This is a genomic window from Butyrivibrio sp. AC2005, from assembly GCF_000424145.1.
Lineage (GTDB): Bacteria > Bacillota > Clostridia > Lachnospirales > Lachnospiraceae > Butyrivibrio.
The window spans coordinates 42,605-64,802 of sequence record NZ_AUJI01000032.1 but is presented as its reverse complement, the minus strand read 5'-3'; the positions used below and the strand labels follow the sequence as shown (position 1 = coordinate 64,802).

22 protein-coding genes are annotated in these 22,198 nt (G+C 40.3%); 2 read left to right on the top strand and 20 right to left on the bottom strand.

Annotated features, from left to right (window positions below):
* Window positions 1-61 precede the first annotated feature (61 nt).
* From G602_RS0110125 to G602_RS0110105, 5 genes are all read right to left on the bottom strand, one after another.
* Window positions 62-1,537: a glycoside hydrolase family 32 protein gene (locus G602_RS0110125; protein ID WP_044931735.1), complete on the bottom strand. Its 1,476-nt coding sequence runs from the start codon at window positions 1,535-1,537 to the stop codon at window positions 62-64.
* A 68-nt stretch (window positions 1,538-1,605) separates the two neighbouring features.
* Window positions 1,606-3,006: a glycoside hydrolase family 32 protein gene (locus G602_RS0110120; RefSeq protein ID WP_026658903.1), complete on the bottom strand. Its 1,401-nt coding sequence runs from the start codon at window positions 3,004-3,006 to the stop codon at window positions 1,606-1,608.
* Between the two features lie 73 nt (window positions 3,007-3,079).
* Window positions 3,080-4,741, bottom strand: a complete 1,662-nt coding sequence (locus G602_RS0110115; protein WP_026658902.1) for an ABC transporter substrate-binding protein — start codon at window positions 4,739-4,741, stop codon at window positions 3,080-3,082.
* 109 nt (window positions 4,742-4,850) lie between these two features.
* On the bottom strand, window positions 4,851-5,765 hold the full coding sequence (locus G602_RS0110110) for a carbohydrate ABC transporter permease (RefSeq protein ID WP_026658901.1): 915 nt from the start codon (window positions 5,763-5,765) through the stop codon (window positions 4,851-4,853).
* 12 nt (window positions 5,766-5,777) lie between these two features.
* On the bottom strand, window positions 5,778-6,698 hold the full coding sequence (locus G602_RS0110105) for an ABC transporter permease (RefSeq protein WP_026658900.1): 921 nt from the start codon (window positions 6,696-6,698) through the stop codon (window positions 5,778-5,780).
* A gap of 186 nt (window positions 6,699-6,884) precedes the next feature.
* Here G602_RS0110105 and G602_RS0110100 point away from each other — a divergent pair, with 186 nt between their 5' ends.
* Window positions 6,885-7,937 (top strand): LacI family DNA-binding transcriptional regulator, encoded by a 1,053-nt coding sequence (locus G602_RS0110100; RefSeq protein ID WP_026658898.1) that lies wholly within the window; start codon window positions 6,885-6,887, stop codon window positions 7,935-7,937.
* 381 nt (window positions 7,938-8,318) lie between these two features.
* Here the strand turns inward: G602_RS0110100 and G602_RS26105 are convergent, their stop codons facing one another.
* The 14 genes from G602_RS26105 to G602_RS26095 all read right to left on the bottom strand — a co-directional run bounded on the left by G602_RS26105 (window position 8,319) and on the right by G602_RS26095 (window position 19,571).
* Window positions 8,319-9,953, bottom strand: coding sequence for a histidine-type phosphatase (locus tag G602_RS26105; protein ID WP_196808640.1), 1,635 nt, complete (start codon window positions 9,951-9,953; stop codon window positions 8,319-8,321).
* Window positions 9,954-9,974: 21 nt separating this feature from the next.
* Window positions 9,975-10,478, bottom strand: coding sequence for a hypothetical protein (locus tag G602_RS0110085; RefSeq protein WP_026658896.1), 504 nt, complete (start codon window positions 10,476-10,478; stop codon window positions 9,975-9,977).
* A 20-nt stretch (window positions 10,479-10,498) separates the two neighbouring features.
* A complete protein-coding gene (locus G602_RS0110080; protein ID WP_026658895.1) occupies window positions 10,499-11,059 on the bottom strand; it encodes a hypothetical protein in 561 nt (186 codons plus the stop codon).
* Window positions 11,060-11,125: 66 nt separating this feature from the next.
* Window positions 11,126-12,631 carry an NAD-dependent dihydropyrimidine dehydrogenase subunit PreA gene (gene preA / locus G602_RS0110075; protein ID WP_026658894.1) on the bottom strand — a complete coding sequence of 502 codons (1,506 nt, stop codon included), beginning with the start codon at window positions 12,629-12,631 and terminating at the stop codon, window positions 11,126-11,128.
* A gap of 281 nt (window positions 12,632-12,912) precedes the next feature.
* The gene (locus tag G602_RS0110065) at window positions 12,913-13,482 is read right to left on the bottom strand and encodes a VOC family protein (RefSeq protein ID WP_242835568.1); all 570 of its coding nucleotides are present in this window, start codon (window positions 13,480-13,482) and stop codon (window positions 12,913-12,915) included.
* 54 nt (window positions 13,483-13,536) lie between these two features.
* On the bottom strand, window positions 13,537-15,030 hold the full coding sequence (yqeK, locus tag G602_RS0110060) for a bis(5'-nucleosyl)-tetraphosphatase (symmetrical) YqeK (RefSeq protein WP_026658892.1): 1,494 nt from the start codon (window positions 15,028-15,030) through the stop codon (window positions 13,537-13,539).
* Between the two features lie 279 nt (window positions 15,031-15,309).
* Window positions 15,310-16,443, bottom strand: coding sequence for a M20/M25/M40 family metallo-hydrolase (locus G602_RS0110055; protein WP_026658890.1), 1,134 nt, complete (start codon window positions 16,441-16,443; stop codon window positions 15,310-15,312).
* A 386-nt stretch (window positions 16,444-16,829) separates the two neighbouring features.
* The gene (locus G602_RS0110045; RefSeq protein WP_026512033.1) at window positions 16,830-17,054 is read right to left on the bottom strand and encodes a hypothetical protein; all 225 of its coding nucleotides are present in this window, start codon (window positions 17,052-17,054) and stop codon (window positions 16,830-16,832) included.
* Window positions 17,044-17,619 (bottom strand): DUF3990 domain-containing protein, encoded by a 576-nt coding sequence (locus tag G602_RS0110040; RefSeq protein WP_049945166.1) that lies wholly within the window; start codon window positions 17,617-17,619, stop codon window positions 17,044-17,046. The genes G602_RS0110045 and G602_RS0110040 overlap by 11 nt, the downstream gene beginning before the upstream one ends.
* Window positions 17,616-17,828: a DUF3791 domain-containing protein gene (locus G602_RS0110035; protein ID WP_026512034.1), complete on the bottom strand. Its 213-nt coding sequence runs from the start codon at window positions 17,826-17,828 to the stop codon at window positions 17,616-17,618. The genes G602_RS0110040 and G602_RS0110035 overlap by 4 nt, the downstream gene beginning before the upstream one ends.
* A 172-nt stretch (window positions 17,829-18,000) precedes the next feature.
* A complete protein-coding gene (locus G602_RS26100; protein ID WP_044931732.1) occupies window positions 18,001-18,225 on the bottom strand; it encodes a hypothetical protein in 225 nt (74 codons plus the stop codon).
* Complete coding sequence (locus tag G602_RS0110025) at window positions 18,213-18,818, bottom strand: HD domain-containing protein (protein WP_026658888.1); 606 nt, start codon at window positions 18,816-18,818, stop codon at window positions 18,213-18,215. The genes G602_RS26100 and G602_RS0110025 overlap by 13 nt, the downstream gene beginning before the upstream one ends.
* 11 nt (window positions 18,819-18,829) lie before the next feature.
* Window positions 18,830-19,144 carry a TfoX/Sxy family protein gene (locus tag G602_RS0110020; RefSeq protein WP_026658887.1) on the bottom strand — a complete coding sequence of 105 codons (315 nt, stop codon included), beginning with the start codon at window positions 19,142-19,144 and terminating at the stop codon, window positions 18,830-18,832.
* Window positions 19,131-19,571 carry a hypothetical protein gene (locus G602_RS26095; protein WP_044931777.1) on the bottom strand — a complete coding sequence of 147 codons (441 nt, stop codon included), beginning with the start codon at window positions 19,569-19,571 and terminating at the stop codon, window positions 19,131-19,133. Before G602_RS26095 ends, G602_RS0110020 begins: the two co-directional genes overlap by 14 nt.
* A gap of 386 nt (window positions 19,572-19,957) precedes the next feature.
* Here G602_RS26095 and G602_RS0110010 point away from each other — a divergent pair, with 386 nt between their 5' ends.
* Complete coding sequence (locus G602_RS0110010) at window positions 19,958-21,229, top strand: hypothetical protein (RefSeq protein WP_026658886.1); 1,272 nt, start codon at window positions 19,958-19,960, stop codon at window positions 21,227-21,229.
* Between the two features lie 457 nt (window positions 21,230-21,686).
* On the opposite strand, the gene G602_RS0110005 is transcribed toward G602_RS0110010, so the two are convergent.
* Window positions 21,687-22,187 carry a hypothetical protein gene (locus G602_RS0110005; protein ID WP_026658885.1) on the bottom strand — a complete coding sequence of 167 codons (501 nt, stop codon included), beginning with the start codon at window positions 22,185-22,187 and terminating at the stop codon, window positions 21,687-21,689.
* Window positions 22,188-22,198: the final 11 nt, after the last annotated feature.

The following is a 22,198-nucleotide window of genomic DNA, read 5'->3' as shown; positions in this document are numbered from 1 at the left end:
CTCATTTCTCCTTATAAAACTGGCAGGATTACTTCTTAATCCTGCCATATCGTCAAAACTATTATTCCTCAGCTAAAGTATTCAGGCACACATCTACCACTGCTTCACCATCTACATTAAAGCTGATACCATCAGCGTGATAGTCCGTAAGAATACTCATTGACATAACCTGTTCACCATCATTTACAAACACTTCAAGGCTATATCTATCCATTATTATGCGAAGCTTCACTGCTCCGTCATTCTTACTTACCTGACATCTTCTCTGATGAACTATAGCTCTTCTGCTACCCGAATATTTGCGGTCAATTTTTAAAACAGATTCAACCGGATCAAAGAAAATAGAAGAATGGAACCTACCATTATCTGCAAGTCGTATCTCAAACTTTCTGTACAGATTCTCAGTTCTCTTTATGTCCAGAGTCATATCTATTGTTCTTCCACTTATACCGGAAAGAGTGCAGTCACCTGATATACGTACATTCTTTCTCTCAATAGTAGATGAATATAGCTTTTCAATCTCTTTAAGCGGCTTTTGGATCAGCTTTCCATTAACAATGGAGATTTCTCTTGGCATACTCATCTGTCCAAACCACGGGAAATCATCACGTTTAAATCCGGTGGTATCCCAGTTCTGCATCCAGCCGATCATCACACGTCTGCCATCTTCCAAAAGAAGAGTCTGTGGTGCATAAAAATCTATGCCATAGTCAACAGCCTGAGAATACTCGTCTTTAAACATTCCACTTTCATCCATATAACCTATCTGGCAAAGTGTTCCGTTACCATTATGAAATTCCAATTCTTCAGGAAGCATATCCTGAGGACTTGTAAGCAATACCTGTTTTCCATCTAATTCAAAGAAGTCCGGGCATTCCCACATACGTCCGAAACGATGGTTGTTCTTTGCAAGAAGCCTTTCGTATTTCCAGTCAAATCCATCCTTACTGCTAAAAAGAAGCAGCTGACCATCTGCATCCATAGTCTTACTTGCAATTACAGCCTTAAAGCCATCCTTATCTCTCCATATCTTTGGATCACGGAAATCATTTCTGCTGGCGCCTTCCGGAAGAGATGATTCATCAAGTACAGGATTATTCTCATACTTTACGTAATCTTTTCCATCACCAACCGCTATACACTGAGTCTGAACATCATGAAGAATACCATCTTCGTCTTCTTCCCTTATAACTCCTGTATACATAAGAAGCTGCTTGCCATCTGAAAGTTCAATAGCACTACCTGAAAAACACCCAAAATTATCATATTTTTCATCCGGTGCAATGGCTGCGGGAAGATTCTCCCAGTGCAGAAGGTCTGTACTTACTGCATGTCCCCAATGCATCGGTCCCCAAACTGTATCATAGGGATAGTACTGGTAGAACATATGGAACTTACCACCATAATATGAAAAGCCGTTTGGATCATTCATCCAGCCCACTCTGGGTACCAGATGAAAAATCGGCTTTAGCTCCTTTTTTATAAGCTTCTCCCTTTTTTCCTCATATTCTCTGGCTTTGCTTAACTTATCACTCATAATTACTCCGATCTAATATAATATGAAGCAACCATACTAAATCATGACTTCGTCATGATGGCTCCTCTTCAAAAAACAAACATATCCATATCCGAAAACTCAGCATCTCCTTCAATATAAATCTGCCATTCGTTATCTACAGCAGAATAAATCCGGTTACTGAGAGCTTTTTCATCATTAACATAGAGCACAACTATTTCATTCTCCACGACCAGCTTTATATCATACGTCTTTCCGACTTCCAGCCTGCACTTCTGAGAATTCTCAAATGCATCATAGATAATCTCCTGCTGATCAGGATCAATAATTACTTTATAATCTCCAAAGGAAAAACCTGCTTTTCCGCTTGTATTATTGAAGGTAACCTTGCCCTTAAGCAGCATTTTTCGCGGAAGTATTCCCCGGTTTTCCGTAGAAGTAACCTTCATGCCCTGTTCTTTTTTGTCTGCTCCGTTTTCAAAATAGTCCGTGAACTGGTCAGGCATCGTTACTCCCAGTGTGTTGTCATCTTTTTTCACCAGTTTGTACGGCATGACTGAACCTGCCCAGGTATATTCCAAAATATCGCTGCCACGCTTTTTATGATCAAGAAATCCCACTAGATAACGGGTTCCGTCATAAAGGACAGTTTTTGCAGCGTAAAAACCGTTGCCATCAAATGTATCAATTTCAGGCTTTATCCATTCTCCTTCGAGGTCCTGTGTCATTCTGTAGTATGTGACATTATTCCAGGAAAAAACAAGATAATACCAGCCATCTATCTCAAACAGATCCGGGCACTCCATAAAATAAAGCTCATCACTGTAATAAAATTCACCTTCAAATTTCCAGTCTGATAAATTCTTTGATGTATATTTCAGAATACAGCTTCCTGAATCATCATTTCTTTTTCCGCCAACCAGCATCCAATATTCGTCATATTCATCCATCCGGATAACTTGCGGATCCCTGAAATCATTTGTGCTATATCCTTCAGGAGCATGAATCGTATCTTTTGGTAGCTTTTTGTAGGATTTATTATTTTTGCTTACTGCGTGCATCAGGCACTCTCTGTCCTGATTATTATCAAAAGTTTCCGTATAGTCATTGTGTCCTGTATAAAACGCATGGTATTTGCCATTTTCTGCCTTAATAAAGCTTCCGGTTCCTACCGCTATATCAGGATCCTCAATGTTTTCTCCAAACGGAATAATCTCTCCGGCATCTGTATAGCTACAGAAGTCTTTTGTGTCAAACCTGTATATTGGATGATATCCTGTACCGTTATGATCCGTATCATACAGGTAATTGAGATGTATTCCATCTTCGTCAGCCTGTGCCATCACATCTCCAACCCAGGTCTCTTCGATATTGGGAAAAAGGCTGTCTATCTTCTCTCTGCTTTCCGTTTGTTCCATTGCGTTTCCACATCCCTGACAAAGAAAAAGTGATATGGTCAGAGCTGTTCCAATTACTTTTTTATAATTCATACTCTTTTAAAATGCCCCAGCCAGATCCTCTGACCGGGGCGAAAACTATTTGTTTAGTTACATTTAAAAGCTCTTATTTAGCATAAAATGCATCAAGATATTTCTGATAGATTGAAAGGTACTCATCAAGACCATAAGCGTTAACCTTATCGAGGTACTCATTCCAACCTTCATCAGTCACACCATTCATAATGAAATCAGACTTGCTTGAATTTACATATGAGATAAGGTCTGTCTGGATTCCTGTAAGTTTTTCTGTATCCTCTGCTGACATGAATACGTTAGGATATACATACTCACCATGCATATCGTCTGTGTAGTATTCCTTGATCCAGTCAAGACGATACTGTGCATCATCAGGGCAGGTTACATAAACGCCGTAATACTCATCAAGGATTGCAAGAGGACCACCAACAGCCTCTGCTTCTCTAACTTCTACAGGTGAAGCATCTCCAAGAGGTGCATGCTTAAGCATCTTGTCACCGTTCTCATTAGTTGAAAGCTCAAAGATATCGAACTCGTCATCTTCGCCATAGGTTCCCCAGTTGTTCTGAGGTGACTGGAAAGGATCATACATAAGATCAAGCCATGCACATACAAATGCAGGATTGTCACACTTAGCTGTTACTACGCATCTTCCGCGGTCAAAACCTGAAGTGAATGAACCGTTCATAGGTGTTACGTTTCTTGTATCTGCCTCAAGTGCAGCAAGGGGTACATAGTCCTCGATATTATCGATATTTGCTACATCCCATGTAAAGCAAACGCCATATCTGTGGGATTTTCCCTTAGCAACATATGTAGACCAGTCCTGAGTAAAGCATTCGGGATCCATAAGTCCTTCATCATATAACTTGTGAAGCCATTCTACACCTGACTTGAAGCCATCCTGTGTAGCAGTGAAGATAACCTTCTTGTCATCAGTTACAGCAATGTGCTGTCCGATATCATTGTCACCATATCCTTCGCCAAATCCATTGATAAGAAGGCTGGGATCGTTGTCATTGATGATGCATGACATAGGAATAATGTCACCCTCAATTCCAAATTCTGCCTGAAGCTCAGAAGCATGATCCTTGAATGCAAGGAGTACCTGTTCGAACTCATCAACTGTTGTAGGTGTCTCAAGTCCAAGGAAATCAAGCCACTTCTGGTTGATGTAAGTAAAGTTGTTACCTACAGTCTGGATAGCAGTCTTGTTAGAACCAAGCTGCTCGATCCAGGGAAGGGCCCAGATATGTCCCTCTGAATCTTCACACATTGCGCGGTATTCAGGATACTTATCAAATACAGCCTTTAAGTTAGGCATGTTGGCATCAATATAATCCTCAACAGGAATAATCACGCCCTGATCTGCGTATCTTATAAGATCGCTGTTCGAGAATCCTGCATTAAATACGAAATCAGTAAGTGCATCCTTATTAGCCATGTTGAGACTTATCTTATCTCCCCACTGGTCATTTGAGATTGCAGTCCAATCTACATGTACATTTGTCTCTTCCTCAAGTCTCTTGAAGATTGTTTTGTTGTTCTGATTCTCTTCTGTTCCTGAAGGATAACTGATCATACCTGTGATCGTAACCTTTTCTGCAAGCGGAAAACTGAGGTCTTCAGTCGTCACTTTTGCTGCATCACTTTTTCCGGCTCCACTACCACTGCCACATCCTGCCATCATTCCGGCAGCCATTGTTGCTGTCATAACTGTGGCAAAAATTCTTTTCATTTCCTTTTTCATCTGTCCTCTCCTTTTTTATTTTGAACCCCAGTGGGGTTATTTACCTCATAAGGAACTATTGCTCTAAACTGATTCCCTTTAGGGAATTATTACCTTAACGTCCTCTGCTCTAGCCCTTCACTGAACCAACCATGATACCCGAATCAAAGTACTTCTGGAAGAATGGATACATGACTAATAATGGAAGGCTTGAAATTATGATTGTTGCATATTTCAAAAGCTCAGCAAGCTGTGCTCTTTGCGCTGTACTCTGCATATCTGCGATCATTCCCGGATCAGGTTCATTCTGAATAAGGATTGCTCGCAGCACCAGCTGAAGTGGCTGTTTTGATGAAGAATTGAGATAAATCATCGCATCGAAATAGCTGTTCCACATACCTACAAACTGCCAAAGAATTAACACTGCAATGAGCGGTACGCATACCGGAAGAAGAATTCTGAAAAAGAACACCAATTCATTCGCACCGTCAACATCTGCCGCTTCTCTAAGCTCACTTGGAATTCCTCTGTAGTAAGTCCTTGCAATGATCATGTTCCACACACTGAAAGATCCAGGAAGAATCACTGCCCACATAGAGTCCAGAAGACCAATGTTACTTATAAGAAGATATGTAGGGATTAGTCCGCCACCAAAAAACATAGTAATAATGAAGATTGTGTTAAACAGTTTTTTTCCTTTAAAGTCATCCCTGGACATGGGATATGCACATAAAAGTGTTATAAAAACTGATATAACGCTGAACAGTACCGAGTAAACAATTGCATTTCTAAATCCTACCCAAATCTGCGGGTTCGTCATAACCCTTTCATAAGCAGTAAGCGTCCACTTTTCAAAATCCAACACTATTCCCTTATTCTGAAGAGTGATGGGATCCATGAAAGAAGCCACAACGATATATACCATCGGAAGGATTATCGCAAAGACAAATGCAGCAAGAAGAGCATATCCAAATATCAGAAAACATTTATCTCCAAGTCCATATTTTGCAAACTCGCTTTTTTTCTTAACTAAAGCTTTTTCCATCTGAACGCCTCCTTATAATCCCTGTCCGTCGTTCATCTTCTCGACTATCTTATTTACAAGGACCAGCAAAATTACATTTATTACTGTATTAAATAGTCCTACTGCAGTAGAGTAGCTGTAATCTCCATTGAGAAGACCCTTTTTGTATACATAGGTTGCTATAATCTCAGACGAAGCAAGGTTCATATCGGACTGAAGCGCATATGCCTTCTCAAATCCAATACTCATGATATTTCCTGCCTGCAGGATAAATTGGATAACTACCATATCTTTGATAGCAGGCCACTCTACAGCCTTAATCTGCTGAAAAATATTGGCACCATCTATCTGTGCAGCTTCCTTAAGCTCCTGGCTTGCATTGGATAATGCCGCCGTGTACATTATTGAAGCCCATCCTGCTCCCTGCCATATTCCGCTGGCAATGTAGATCGGTCTGAACGCCGCAGGAATTGTCAAAAAGTTGATACTCGTTCCCATCAACATATTCAGTGGTCCGGTAACTGATAAAAGGATTCTGACCATACCACAAAGAACTATGACTGAAATGAAATTTGGCATGTACAAAACAAGCTGTATCTTTTGTTTCAATTTGCTGCTAGCCACTCTGTTTAACAGCAGGGCCAGAATAATCGGCACCGGGAATCCCCATAACAGTCCGAAGATACTCAGCTTTAATGTATTAGCAAGATATTGAAGAAAGTCCGGTGATGATAAAAACTGTTCAAAGTATTTAAGGCCAACCCATTCGCTTCCCAATATCCCTTTGTAGGGATTGTATTTCTGGAATGCAATCAATATTCCACCCATCGGTACATATTTAAACAGTATTGTCAAAAAAAGTGCAGGTCCCAAAAAGAGTACATAAAGCTGCCAGTGTTGCCTTATATATACCAACGTATTATGTAGCTCTCCTTTTTTTGTCTTTGTATTCATAATCTTCTCCCAAACATTTTACATTTGCACATGTAGTTTTTACATGTGTAAAATATAACACCTGAAGAGCAAAGTGTCAATACCATATTTTTACATTTGTAACATTCCATTTTTACATTTGACACTCTCGATTTTACATTTTATAATGAAGATAACAATTCATGGAAATGGAGATTAGAATAACAGATGGCATCCAGGGTTACTTTACAAGACATTGCAGATGCTTTGGGCGTATCAAGAAATACAGTCTCAAAAGCTATTAATAATACAGGAGTTCTAGCTGATTCAACCAGAGACAAAGTATTGCAAAAAGCTTTAGAAATGGGCTACAAACAATTTTCCTATGCAAGCTCAGTATCAGATATAAAGACTCCCTCTTTTTCACAGCAAAATAAAGCATCAGGAGAAATAGCTCTTTTTACAGGAAACTTTTTGAACAATTCTCACTTTGCATCAACCATGCTGGACAAGTTCCAATATGAGATTTCACTTCTTGGATATAGCCTTAGTATGCACAGAGTTGACTCAAAAAACATCGATGATCTATCCCTGCCGATATCTTTTGTAAAAGATAGGACAGTAGCTATAGTGTGTATCGAGATGTTTAACCATCCCTACTGTGAAATGCTATGTAGCATGGATCTACCGGTTCTTATGGTAGACGCACCCGTGTCAAGCTATTGGGAGCCGTTAAATGCAGACCTTATTCTCATGGATAATTTTTCCAATATCTACACCGTGATAAATGATATGAAAAAACGGGGAATTTCTAAGATTGGATACGTAGGTCAGGTTACACACTGCCGTTCTTTTTATGAAAGATTTATGGCCTTTAGAGAAGCCATGTATATCAACGGACTTACAATTGACGAGAAATTCTGCTTAACAGAAGTGCATTCTCATGGAGATGAATACAAGGAATATCTCTCTCTGGCACTCTCAAAGCTCGATGAAATGCCAGAGCTTTTTATCTGTGCTAACGACTTTGTTGCTATTGATGTACTATATGGTTTGAAAAAACTAGGGATTGATTGTCCCAAAGATATAAAGCTTTTTGGATTTGATGATTCACCTGAATCCAAGATTATGACTCCCTCTCTTTCAACGAGCCATATTCATAGCCAGGTGATTGGATATTCTGCTGCTAACCTGATAATTACCAGAATAGAGCAACCTGACTTAAATTACAGGACTGTCTATACTGAGACTGATCTGATCTACAGAGACTCTACATCTTAAAGAAATATGCAAAATAATTGGTATTGCTTTCTGCCTTATACTTCTGTCGCGATATAGTACATAATCGTATAAGGCAGATTTTTCATGTATTCAATGATTTTTTCTTTACTCAGTTCCTGCTTGGCATGAATTACTATAATAGCATGGTTGAAAATGAAATGCATCATACTGCTAGTATAAAAATCCTATACAGATAATGCTCCCCAACCACTATTGTTTCTGGTTTATGCCTCAAATTTTCCCTCTTCCGGTATGAAGGTCTGAAGTTCTGCCCTACTGCAGCCTCCTATCCCCATAAAAATTGAGTTACAATTTGCACGGCTTCTTATGTCCGCCATGTTTTTTATCTTCCTATCAATCAACTTTTTTAATTTATAAACATTATGCAGCACCCTGCTGTTCATAGTTCTCCTGCAACTCATCATACGCTTTAATAGCGTCATCAAGTCTCTTCTTCACATCCTTTGCTTTATACAGCCCGTTTTCGTCAGCGCTTAGCCCCTTTAATCTAAGACTATAGATTCCAGGGGGATTGTCTAATCCAAGAATAGGCATATCCCTGAGCTGGTCAGTGGTCTGATATACAAGGTCAAGGCTGATAAGCTCTTCACCCTTCTCATTCTTCCATCTGCAAATGACAAGCTTTGATCCGATAGGTGTCTTTTTCTCTATAGTATAGGGAAGGCTGTACTCTTCAACATCAAGTGCAGATAGTACGCTTGCAAGATTAGAATCGTGACCGCACAGGAATGAGAACTGTCTGCCTTCTGTATTAAGCTCATTTTCTATTTCTTCAAGAAGCGGATGTGCAACATTCACAGCTACCGATGGTGAGGTGAAAAGAACATCAACATATACATCCTTTATCTCGGAAATTGCCTCCCACTGTTCATCAGTGAGGTCATGTCCGAAGGCCGCCTTCTCTTTATCCGGTTCTTCGTAGTACTGTAAAACAAGAGCATCGCTGATCTGGCAGGCTTTCTTAAGGGAGCCGCTGGCACCAGGTTCTTTCCCTTCTGCAAATGCAAACACGCTGTCATCTGTAACAAATCCGGTAAAACTACCGTTTTTGTAATCTTCAGACTCCTTTACGTCTATCACTTCCTCGAGAAGTTCATAGTTATCACTAAGACTTTCTATTATAGGATCAAACCTTTTATGCATCTCCTCATCAGCGTCTTTTTCATACTCATCTGACATATAGGTGAATACCGGATTAAAGGTCGGATCCATGGTATCAAAGTCCATATGATATTCAATATCAGCGTTATAAACAGGCAGGAGCCCTGCTGAAAAAAACTTGGATGTTGCTATAGTTCTTTGCTTGGAATTGGCATATATACGCACTGCACCATCTGCAGGCTGATAATTGGGAGCAAACAGACCTTCTGATTCAAGCCATTTTCTGAAGTACTGCCCCATCTCAGTTTCAAGAGTTCCACCACGTACAGATAGTTGGCTTGCCTCTGCAGACCAGTTAAACCACGTATGGGGAGTTATTGTATCAAGAGCAGATCCTGAGCCTGACAATGGAGCACGGATATTGTGTCTGCTAAGTACTACTGCCTGTTCCAAGGTATATCCTTCTCTCGAAAGGGTTGTCCTTTTATTCTCATCATCCGCTGTAGCCGCAGTTGTTCCAGGGAACTGAATTATATTATTCTGTGCCACTTCGCCATCAGCATCCTTGTAATCCATATTTGAAGGTATATCTTCGTTTCCCTTTACCTTGACTTCAAACTCGGTGCCAATAACATGAGACGGAGAAACATAGTCTTTTATGGGTGAATTAGCTATGATGGCTCTTGTAGTAGTTCGCTCTGTGCCGCTTACAACATACTTTGAAACATAGCTCCGAAGGCTCTCTGCCGCTTCAGAATCGGCAGACCAGTATTCAGAAAGGGCTTCAGGATTTTTTCGTCCACACCCTGAAATACTGATACAGCTTAAAAGCAGCGTTAAAGTTAAAGTAAAAGATATAATACGAGTAGCACCAAGCTTTTTCTTAATAATCACTGCCGTATGCTCCTTTCCGGATTACTCTCCTTCCCCAAACAACAGCCCCAAAATACCACTTTTTATCTCATCGGCGCTCTTGCTTTCCGTACCGAAACAATCTCTGAAAATATAATCCATTACATCATAAAAATTGCTCAGAGTTTGTTTTGAAAACTCTTCCTTACTGCCTTTCCTTTTATCATTGCGTTTTTTTCTGAAATCCTTGTAATAGCTATAAAGATAATCATGCCATTTAGTTCCAAGCAGATTATCACAATACTCTTTCTCAAATGCTTTCAGACCAGCACAGATATCTAAAGGAATGTCCATATAATAGTATTTTATCAGGCTTTTAGTCTCTTCATGATGTTTTCTAAACTCAGCTACCTTCTCATCATTTAGCGCATCTATGTCTGCAAAGTATTTCTCAAACAGGCACATATATCTTGTATAAACACCGCGTAGAATCGTTGGCAGTTCTTCGGTTTTGGCAGTCTCTTCGTTTAGAATCTCCTCAATTCTTTTTTTGCTTAGTTCAACCATGGGTAACCTCCTTAGTAAGACTAATGTTCTTCACTGTTCTGGATCGTTTCGTTTATATCTTTCTCAATTTCAGAAAACAAAACATCCACATCATTTTTTGTATAATGAGGTTCTTCATAGTTTTCTGAAAAAAAGACCTTTACGCTTGCAAGCCGCCCGGATAGTCTCCTTTCCTTTCGCATATCATAGCCACTTAGAAAAATATAGTCGCACAAGTTTTCTCCCAAAAACCAGAAAAGAATATAAAGCAATTCTCGCGGCACCTCAGCCATTGCATTCGAAATCCACAGCAGTATACCTGAGATGATAAGACCAATGGTCATAAGTGCAAAAGACTGCATATGTCTTTTTTCTTCCTTTTCCACCAATCCGAGATTGTAAGCAAAATCGTCCAGTATGGTATCCTCTATGATATCTTTTTCATCTTGAGACAAATTGTTGCAGATAATGTTCAAAACAACGGGACAATCCGGTGGTGTCATATCCGTGATAACTTTTACATAATCCTCAAGGTTCCAATGATTACGATTAAGGTATAGATTGACATAGTGATTTCCTCCTTCAGTAACGTCTCCATTCATTTTTCATCAAAGCTTCCAAGATAACGTAATTTCATTGCACTCTGTTCATAGCTGGTCTCCTAGAAGTTATGGTCTATCCATCTTTTTTATACGCTTTTTTCCTGCTTCAATCGCATCATTCGGACACACAATCTTGCACAGGTGGCATCCCACGCATTTGCTTCCGTCGAGCTTTGGTTTACGGTCATCGAATCTGATTGCCTGATGCCCTCCGTCATTACAGGAGATAACACATCTTCCACAGCCATTACATTTTTCCAGATTAAATGCAGGGAAAAGAACTGTGTCTCTCTCCAGTACATCAGTTGTATCACTTACGCTGTCAAGACCTGCACCAATAACGTCTTTTACAGATTTTATTCCCATTTGTACAAGGTAATAATTCAGTCCTTCCTTCAGTTCATCTATTATTCTGTATCCATATTGCATTACAGCAGTCGTTATCTGTATTGAGCCAGCCCCCATAAGGATAAACTCAAGAGCATCCCTCCAGGTTTCGATTCCGCCCATTCCGCTTATATGCATTCCTTTAAGTGTTGGATTCTGGCCAATTTCAGCAATAAATCTGAGTGCTATGGGTTTTACGGCATTTCCGCTGTAACCACCAACTGCAGACTTTCCCTTTACTGCAGGTACCGAAGCAAATGTATATGGACTTACTCCGACAATGCTTTTTATGGTATTGATCGCAGCTATCCCATCCGCACCGCCACGTAGTGCTGCCTCTGCAGCAGGACTCATTGTGGCAACGTTAGGTGTAAGCTTCGCTAGAACCGGAATAGTCGTACTTCTTTTAGCTGCCCTGGTAAACCTCTCAACCAGTTCAGGTACCTGGCCTATATCTGATCCAAGGCCATCTTCCTGCATGTTTGGGCATGAGAAATTAAGCTCAATTGCATCTGCTCCGTTTTCTTCACAGATCTTAGCTAGTGACTCCCATTCCGCTTCGTCCTGTCCCATAATTGATGCAAGAATGAACTTTGATGGGTAATTCTCTTTCAGTTTTCTGAATATCTCCATGTTCTCAGCTACGCTGTGATCTGAAAGCTGCTCGATATTCTTAAAGCCAATTATGCTTCCGTTATCTCCCTTTATTGCAGAATATCTCGGAGAAGCTTCATGAATGTCAAATGAGCAGATTGTCTTAAAAGATATCCCTGCCCAGCCTGCTTCAAAAGCTCTTGCACACATGTCGTAGGTGGATGCAACTACAGACGAAGACAAAAGAAATGGATTTTCAATCGGTACTCCGCATATATCACACTTAAGCCTATTCTCATCATCCGGTATAGCAACTTCTACCTCAGGTTTTACTTTTTCATATAGGGCAGTCATAAGGCCTTTAATTGGAACACTCCCGCTATTTACACATGCTTTTTCGCATGGTGCACTACAGTCTGCGCAGGCATTTTTCTCAGGAAGTTTCATTGCTGCAACATCCTGATTGTCAAACCAGATTCCAAGTAATGCCCTGGCTGGATCCATAGCCAAACATGCGCTATTGCATGGCGCATCTTTACACAGCGCACAATAAATCATATCGGAACGTTCAATAGCAGGTTTTATCAACATATAATAATCCCTCACCTTTATTCAATAGATTTTATTTCAGCCTGCAGATCCTGTAGTGTGGATACCTGATACATCTTATTTTGCATGATTCACTTTTCCTTATATCATTCCTTGCTCCCGATACCGAGTGCTTCATAGGCCGTCCGCTCGTCCGCAATCAGTTTGAAGAAGGTAGATACGTGTTCTACATCCTCATTCATCATCTTCCGTCTCCGACACAAAGCAGGCCACCAGGCCATAAGTAATATAAAGTGCTAACATCTCAGCCCAGCAATCTGAATTTATTTTTCATCAAAAAACTCTATTTCTTCTCCCAGCGGTCCAAAGCAAAATGCCATTCTAAATTGATATTCAGGCGAAGAATTAATAACTTTATCATTTGGTTCAATAAAAACTTCATATCCCGCTTTTTTTACTTTATCTATAACATTGTCAACATCTTCTGTTGCAAATGCAATATGACGAATAGAACCTTTCCTATGTTCGCCATTACCAGTTACAAATACTTCAATCAGCCCGTTGCCGCTATCTATCATTATTCCTTCTGGCCATTCCCGGCAAATAGACATACCAAGTACATTTATATAAAAGTCTTTTACTCTATCTATTTCTCCAATATTGCATTTCATCGATATGTGATGTATACCTTTTACCATTTTCGTCCTCTCCTTGGTCGATGTTTTCGACAAACTCCGATTGAACTTGCTTATTTCATTATCTGGAAGATAGTCAGCTCCTATTTTTACAACAAGAAGACAAACTGTTATAGGCGAATAATCCAAAGATGCTCTTTCCTCAGAAACATCAATAAATTCAAGTAACTTGTTTCCAGCCTGATCTACTGCCAACATTAGTTTTCCCCTTTGAGAACAAATATCGCAAAATATTCACTCCCCTGCTGATAGCTATACCAGAAATTTATTGCGTAACAACTCAAGTTCTCTGTCATTACATCCGGTTGCTTCAAATATGAACGAGTCATTCGAAAAGTAATTATTTTCTATATAATATAATCCTGATCTAAGAACCTCCGGAACTACGCTTATACTTGTCTGAAGACCACGCTTCAGGTTTTCTTTGCCATTACCACGAACACCCAGATCAGCCTTTATACTCTCGGTTTTAGTAAATAAGGTTACAGCAGATGCATTGTAATCGCTGATAATGTATTTTTTATCGCACCCAAGAGCTAAGAGAAGAAGTGCCGCAATGATACCGGTTCGATCCTTTCCGCTGGTGCAGTGAAAAAGAATTGTTCCGGGGGATTCTCTAAGAAGTTGAAAAATGCGGTGAATCGAATCCAATGAACGTGCATCCATGGAAATGTTTCTGTACATTTTTATCACTTCGTCTATGCGGGCATATTGCTCAACATACCAAGCTCTATCAGTTTCAGACAGACTTTGCATATAACGCTGTGTAAGGTAATCCATCATGCTTGTATCTATATTCTCAACCAAAGGAATGTTCTCATACCGCACTCCTGCAATGCTTTTATCCGGGGCTTGCGCTACTTCCATTGGCGTGCGAAGATCGATCACTAGAGAAAGACCAAGCGTATTCAAATAATCCGCTTCTTCATCTGTTAACTGATGAAGGCTTCCACTTCTAATTAGAAGTCCATCTTTAATCTTTCTTCCGGAATTAGTCAGTAAATCTTTTATCCACCTGGCATTTTCAACAGATTTCAGTTTTATCTGATTGCAGCGAATCAGTTCAAACGCTTCGTCAAACTCCTCATCGGAAAGTATGTCATTGTTCTCAGGAGATTGATCATATATCTGGTCTGTTTTGCAATAATCTTCAAGCAAATAGTCATATGCCTCAGAGGTGATATCACAAACATACTTTGGTATGCTATTGCTAACCTGATACTCAATTACAACTCGCAGCATTCTAAGGATTGACAGATTGATATCAGTTTTAGCGATTTCAATAAGAGTCCTTAGCATTGGTTGATTTGGTCTTTGGGGTTCGGCATGGTCAGAAAGGAATATAATTTTTTCAAGTAATGACATATCCGGACGCGCACAGACATGAAACCGAATTGCGTTCAAAGCATCTTTATCATAAAGTCCGAATTCATGTTCTGCAATGAGCGCTCCAATTTCTGCATGCAGATTAGCTTCATATTGCAGGCTGATATCTTGTATCTGATATCCATATTTTCCTGCAATATTGGCCATTTCATCCGGGGACATATCTTTTGCTATATCATGAAGCAGGGCAGTTTTCCGCACAAGGTCCTTGTCTACATCGTAAAATTCTGATAAATAGACGGCTACAGTGGTCACTCCCAGCGTATGTTCAAATCTGGAATCGCTCATATATGTTTTAATATGAGATATCCATTCATCTTCAAGCTTAATCTGTCCGAAGTTTCTTATTTCTTCAAACATCTCGTTATCCTTATCCTTCCATTGGTGAAACGGTTCTAGGGGACGGGGCATTCATTTTCGCCGATTCCAAAGAGCAAGGCGGATCAGGAAAAGAGTGCCGCGCACGCAAAGCTCGTTCTACCGTTCCCTAAGCCTAAAGTCCGCATGCAGTAATGTAGAGCCTGGCCTTTTTCACCTTTTGGTCTAAAGAAAATAATCAAAAAATGTCTGGTCTGTCTCAAGAACCTTTGCAAGTGGCTTTTTGCCCCCTTATATTCGCAAAAGCCTTTAAATTGTTCCTCATGGTTGTGTCATAAGTATCTTTATCAGTTCTGTGAAGTCTGCTATTTCCTGGACAGTTGTGTATTCTTCAGTTGTATGTATGTTATGCATGGGACCGTATATATTTAGTCCGTCCATTCCGTGTTTTATCAAAGAATTTATATCACTTCCCCCAAAGGATTTCTTTGCCACGGCTCTCCTTCCCTGTTTCTCTAATGCTCTCTTATATCTATCCAAAGCACTTCCTTCTGCGGCTTCGGGATCTATCCTGTAAACGGTGATTCTTTCTTTTTTATCTATGCAAAGCTCTGCACCTGCTCTATTCGCTTCTTCTGAAAAAATGCTTTCTACTAAGTCTATTGTCCGATGTGCATCTTCATGGACACCGCTTCTTATCTCACCTTTTATAAAACAGTTTTCCGGAACAGCGTTGGTAACACTTCCGCCTTCTATTATTCCGATATTCAGCGTGGTGTGATCATCAGCCCACCCCTGCTTTATTCTGCTGATTGCAGCAGCTGCTACTGCTATTGCATTTATTCCCTTTTCAGGCTCATAACCAGCGTGGGAAGCCTTACCCTTTATATGTACTTCGAATGAAATGAGTGTCGGCTCGCAGGATGAATAGACTCCATATTCTCCGCTGCAGTCGGGAGCAAAGGCTATCCTGGAGCGAATCCTTGAATAATCAAGAGCCGCGCTTCCAAGGCCGTAAACCTCTTCTGCCACCGTAAACAGAAACTCTATTGGAGGATGATCCAGATTTTCCTCGATTACTCTGGTGTACGCCTCGATAATTCCTGCTATGCCAACCCTGTCATCTGCTCCCAAGACAGTCGTATGATCGCTTGTGATTGTTCCGCCGTCATTTAATATGATCTTCTTATTGTTCCCCGGAGATACGGTGTCCATATGTGCACAGAACATAATAGGCTCAGAATCTGCATACTTTCCCCGCCCCTCTGCAAAGCCATACAGATTCCCACAGTTACCACCGATCTTACCGGCAATATCATCCTCGATAAGCTTTATTCCCAACTTTTGGAACTCTGCTATAAGATAATCAGCGACAAGCCTCTCATTAAAGGATTCACCGTCTACCAGCGCAAGCTCTGTAAATCTGTCTACTACTCTCTTGTCATTTTCTCTCATAGAAAATTGCTCCTGCTTCTTCACAGTCATCTATCAAAATAATAGCAAATGTTTGGACGGTCTAAAACACCATGTTTTTTAGTCATATCCGTTTTTCCTTTCATACCTCTTTCACTGTTCTATCAAATCGTAATGGTTATAAAATTAACATAAAAACATATCTATGTTGAATATATTTTCTGACATTCTTTAACTGTATTCCGTGAATAATGTAAAAGGACAGCTACTGTTATGAGTACCTGTCCTTATCAATTTTATACTGTTTCATCACGTTCACTTGGACGAGCTGCATCCGACACAGGAAGATCATTTCTCATCCAGTACATTGCTTCATCATAAGCCTTCATTCTGATCACCCGCCTTTCTAGACGATTTTCACGATCTATCTAGGAGATATGCTGCTTATTTTCAATCATTCTGTAAAAATCAAGAAAATAGTCAGAACCTTCCATCCATAACTTTGAATCAAAATCGTACAAACATTTACAAGCGTCCGAATCCAAAAGCTTATTTCTTGCTTCATCAATTGAGATATTCTCTTCCATTGCCATGTCTTCAATAGCATTAGTAAGAACCATATCAGCACAAGCATTCATTTTATCAGATGACATATTTCCTTGCCTCCTGAAACTCCAAACAACCAACCGCATCTTCTGTAAGGAAACAATACTGATCAGACAGGTGATCCGGCAATAATTGTTCTATCGCAAAATTCACTGCTTTCTCAGTCTTAATATCTCCATACAATCCATTAAGATATGCTGTGATGACCGGATTTGTTGTATCATTAGCAATTTTGCCAATAATGATTTCAGCGTCAAATATTTTGCCAGTAATCAGCGGAATCAAGTCCTCCGCTAGCCGTTTTCTTCTATTTTGAGAAATAAACCAAAGCCACTCTCTGTCGGCATTTTCAAACTCATGTACCGCTATTTCCTGTTCAGGTTTATGATAACGAAATGATGACACATACCCATAATTCTGTGTTATAGGGGCATTTCCGGTATTTTGTGCCTTAATCAAAGAAGCCCTTATAAAACTTCTGGCCTGATTAGGATCACTTGTAAGATAAAAACCTTTGCCAAAATCTTTGCCATTCATGCACTGGTTCAAATCAATGTTTTCAACACTCGTATAACTACCATGGTAAAGAAGCATCCCATCTTTTAATTTCATAGAGCTGCCCCTTTCCGCTTCAAAACATTACATATATCATCCAAATTGTAGTCATCTCCACTAACATGAAAAACATCATAGCATGACTCTATGTACTGCCAGATATTATATTTTGTAAAAATTCTGTTTGCAGCCGCCCTGGTAAGCTTATATCTTTCGCTAAAAGCACCTACTAACCTTATTTCCATATACAGAATTTCATTTATCATTATGTACACCCACTACTTTCTTGATAATGCAACTGTTTTCTTCTCCTTAATTATACAATCTTTTCTAAAAGAATGTCATTTCTTTGAAAATAATACGACCATGCCATAACATATAAACCATTCTAAAAATGTAATTGAGGCAGTTATCAGATAATTGCCTCAATTTGATCTTCTACACATTTTTTTCAACAATTAACCTGAAAGTTAAAGTTTCACCCTGCATAGGCCAAGCATCGCCTACATTAAGTCCGTTATCGGAAAGCCATGCATCTTCTACGGAAACAAGCTTTGTTTGTCCCTCCTCACTTTCAAGTGTTACTGAAACCTTTGGCCTTTCTCCGAGTGCGAGCTCCTCGCAGCCAAAGTCTCCATCAAATATCTGTTTTATCTTCCACATGAGTATTCCTCAAATTCTTCATTTATCAGATCTTCGCTTGCAGCCATGGCCTGAAGCGTCATTGTAAGCAGCTTATCGAGTTCCCAGCCAAGCTGCTGCGCTCCACGCTCAATAACATTTCTTGAGCAGCCTGCGGCAAAGCCCTTGCTCTTGTACTTTTTCTTAAGAGACTTAAGCTCCATGTCCTTGGTGCTCTTGGACGGTCTCATGAGCGCCGCTGCCCAGATAAGTCCGGTAAGCTCATCTGCTGCAAAAAGAACTTTCTCCATTTCGTGAATGGGTTCCACATCTATAGTTGTCCCGCATCCAACAGTTATTCCATAGCCATGCGAGCATACAGAGTGAATAATGTCGTCACTGACACCACCTTCTCTTAGGATTTCAGGAGCCTTCAGGCAGTGCTCTTCTGGATACAGTTCAAAGTCTATATCATGCAAAAGACCTACAATCCCCCAGTACTCTGCTTCATCAGAGTATCCCAGTTCATTTGCATACCACTTCATAACAGCCTCAACTGTCAATGAATGCTGGATATGAAATGGATCCTTGTTATATTTCTTTAAAAGTTCAAATGCCTCATCCCTTGTGATCATACAGTTCCTCCTCACTTCTTTTTCTTTGGCGCTGGAAGTTCATCATACATTGCTTCAAAAAGCTCTTTCAGAAACTCCTTATTATCAACATCATCCACAAGCAGCATCTCTTTTGCTCCTTCATAAGGAAGCTCCAGATCAGCGTCAGGCATCTTGTCTATGGCTGCCTTTACGTTCTTTACAAGGAAGCGGTCATCATAGATACCACCAACGATCTTGCCTCGATAATAGATGATGTACTCGCCCATCATTGCCTTATATGTTATTTCATCAAGCCCCGAAAGCTGTTCTAATATAAAATCCAGGTACTCTTTAGTTGATGCCATACTTACCTCTTTCACTCATATTTCTTACCTTTTTGGAACAGCTCCTTGAATAAGTGGAGTCATCAATGATAAGTGCATTAACTCTGTCTTCAGACTTAGCAGGTGCAATAGATTCCTTACAGATGTTGGCGGCAAGTAGTGTTGTGAAACGAATCCAGTTTATGCTGATGCTATTCATAAAACGATAGTATGTATCTTTGGCAAAAGATAATTCGCTATTTCCGAGAACCATGTCCATGTACATAGATTTGTTTCTAAAAACCAAAGCAAAGGCATAACTCACGATCTGGAGCGGTGTGACGCCTTTCGACTTCTTTGCATTGGATGCTTTGAGAACAGCTGATAAGTGAAAACGTTCAAAAAAGTATCTGATAGAATCAGTAATCTGCTTAGAATCGTAGTCGTTCTGTGATATAATTTTAGCCAAGGCGTGAGTCTCCTTTGGGATGGTTTTTGGTGGTACTTAAATTATACCAAATGCAGAGGCTTCACGCCTTTAAAAATGCCAGTTCTTATTGAATTATCAACGTTCTAAAGCACTTTTTTATGTGCGAAGTTTAAGTTATTATTATTATTATAATTAGGGTTCCCTTTCCTATCATATTGCTTATCGTCACACAGGTTTTACCATATTTCTATCGGCTATTTCCCTGATTGCATTATTATTTTATCAGTTTACCGTATGCCATTATTATCATTACGTTAAATTTCCATTAATACTTTCTTAAAAAAATGACAGCGCCGTTATAACTTGAAAGCGGGCTGTACCTGAACTATTATTATTCTATCAAAACAGTATATATGGAGGCTCATATGGAACAGAAGCTGTTTCTGGAATTACGTCCGTTATATGTAACAAGCAAAGAAAGACCCAATGAAATCAGAATACGGATTCGTATGCGAGATCTGATCGATCCGGACATACTCCGCCATGCCGTAGATACCACCATGCAAAGATACCCCTATTTTTGCGTTGAATTGCAAAAAAGGGATAACCAGTACATATTCGCAGAAAACCATCGGCCTGTTGTCGTCACCCACTCGCTTCACGGCGTGGCTTTAAATTCCGAGGATTCCAATTATCATATGATCGCGTTTTGCTGGCAGGATAACTGGATCATTCTGGATGTATTCCACGGCATGACAGATGGGACAGGCGCATATGAGATAGTGCGTACGCTCCTCTATTACTATTGCTCCGAGCGGTATGACGTCAGACTGAAGGAAGATGGCATCCGCCTGGTTGGTGATGAAATTCCTAAGGAGGAGTGGATCGACCCCGTGGCGAACAGAACCGATCTTCCGACCCCCAGACGCAACGAAGAGATGTCAGACGCGCTGAATCTGATCGCATCTGCAGGACTGGAGGAGGATCACCGGCGTACTGTTTACAGCATCGCCATATCTGAATCCGAGTTCATGAAATTCAATCTGGACAACGATGGCAGCCCCGGAACCATGGTCTCTCTGCTGCTCAGCCGGGCCATTGCAAAGCTGTTCCCGGATGCGAATGACATCATCCGCATCACACTGTGCGTGAATCAAAGAAAGGCACTTCACGCACCTGCGGCACATCAAAGTCTGGTCGGCGGCATTATGCTGGAATACAAGGATAAAATGCGCGACTGGCCTCTTGACCAGCAGGCCACCGCTTACAGAGGTATGGTCTTAGCACAGAATCAGGAGGAAAATGTTCTGATGGGAGTAGCCTCCATAAAAGGGATCAATGGCCTTATTCTCTCCAAAGAAAACGACCAGGAGCGCCTGGGCGTGACAAGCTATATCAGTGCTCTGGCTGCCAGGGTCATGACGGCCACAGTGAGTTATGTTGGCAAGGCCAACTATCATGAAGCCGAGCAGTATATCCGTGATTTCCGGGCTTGGACCTCCTCGGCGACCGATGGCTTAACTGTAGAAATATCCGCGGTGAATGGACGTTTCACCCTTGATTTTCTCCAGACATTTTCAAGCCCTGTTTTTGTGAATGCCTTTCTGAAGGAGCTGGAGGAAAATGGAATCGTGTACGACCTGCAGGATGTGAATGAATTGGAGCTTCCAAACATCAAACTTCCCTGGACCGAATAACAAATATTCAAATATTGTATTCATCTCCCAGGAGACTTAAGATATCCTGTTCCGGGGTATAATGGGTATCGTTTGTTGAAGGTGCCGTCGCCACCTGTAGAGTATGCAATAAAGAGCCGGGAATCATTCCATCATTTGCGATAGCCTAACAGCTTGAAATTTAGACTCTCTATATTAGTTTGAGGCTTCTGGCATGATGGTGGGTACTATGCCAGAAGCCTCGTAAAATTTAGTAAAAAGCATAACTCAGCTTGAACAGAAAAATAGCCATATAGCTGCAGATTATATCGCCATCCTGTTTTCATGATATATTCATCTTAGCTTGTGACGGAACGTGAGGGGCAATACTCATATTACATTTTTTACAGAAGCAGATACAGTAAAGAGCAATATAAATAATCTTGTTATCAATTAATGATTGTCTTTCACTGCTTATTTCCTCATTATGAATTCATTGCTATTTCCATTTTATATTCAACAAATAGTCCTGCAAGTTTTTAAACTCGACTTGGTCTAATACAATTGAGCTTTTTGAATGAGGTTTTTTCTTTCCTTCGATAAGGTTGAAAACCGCCTTATTATCACCATCTTCATAGAATTTCCAAACCAAGCCATTAGTATATATAAAATGCTTTGCTTTCTTGGCCTCTCCGCTAGACTGGTCTGTTACCCTCACAGAAACTCCCGCCGCCTTTACTTCTACCAGGCCATAAACATTTCCTAGAGCGGTTTCTGCAAATCTAAAATCTTTAGATACTACGGCGATATCCGGAATTCCAGCCTCCGTTGTCAATCTGCTGTCTTTTCCTTTGCATATTCTGTTGATATCAACCACTGAAAATATTTCTTCATCTACACACTCATCCAAAAGATTATACACGAGGATCTCTACCCCAGCTTCTATTGGACATTTGGAAATGACATCATTTATCTTTCGTTGATACTTTTCTGTTTTCATTTCGCCCCATC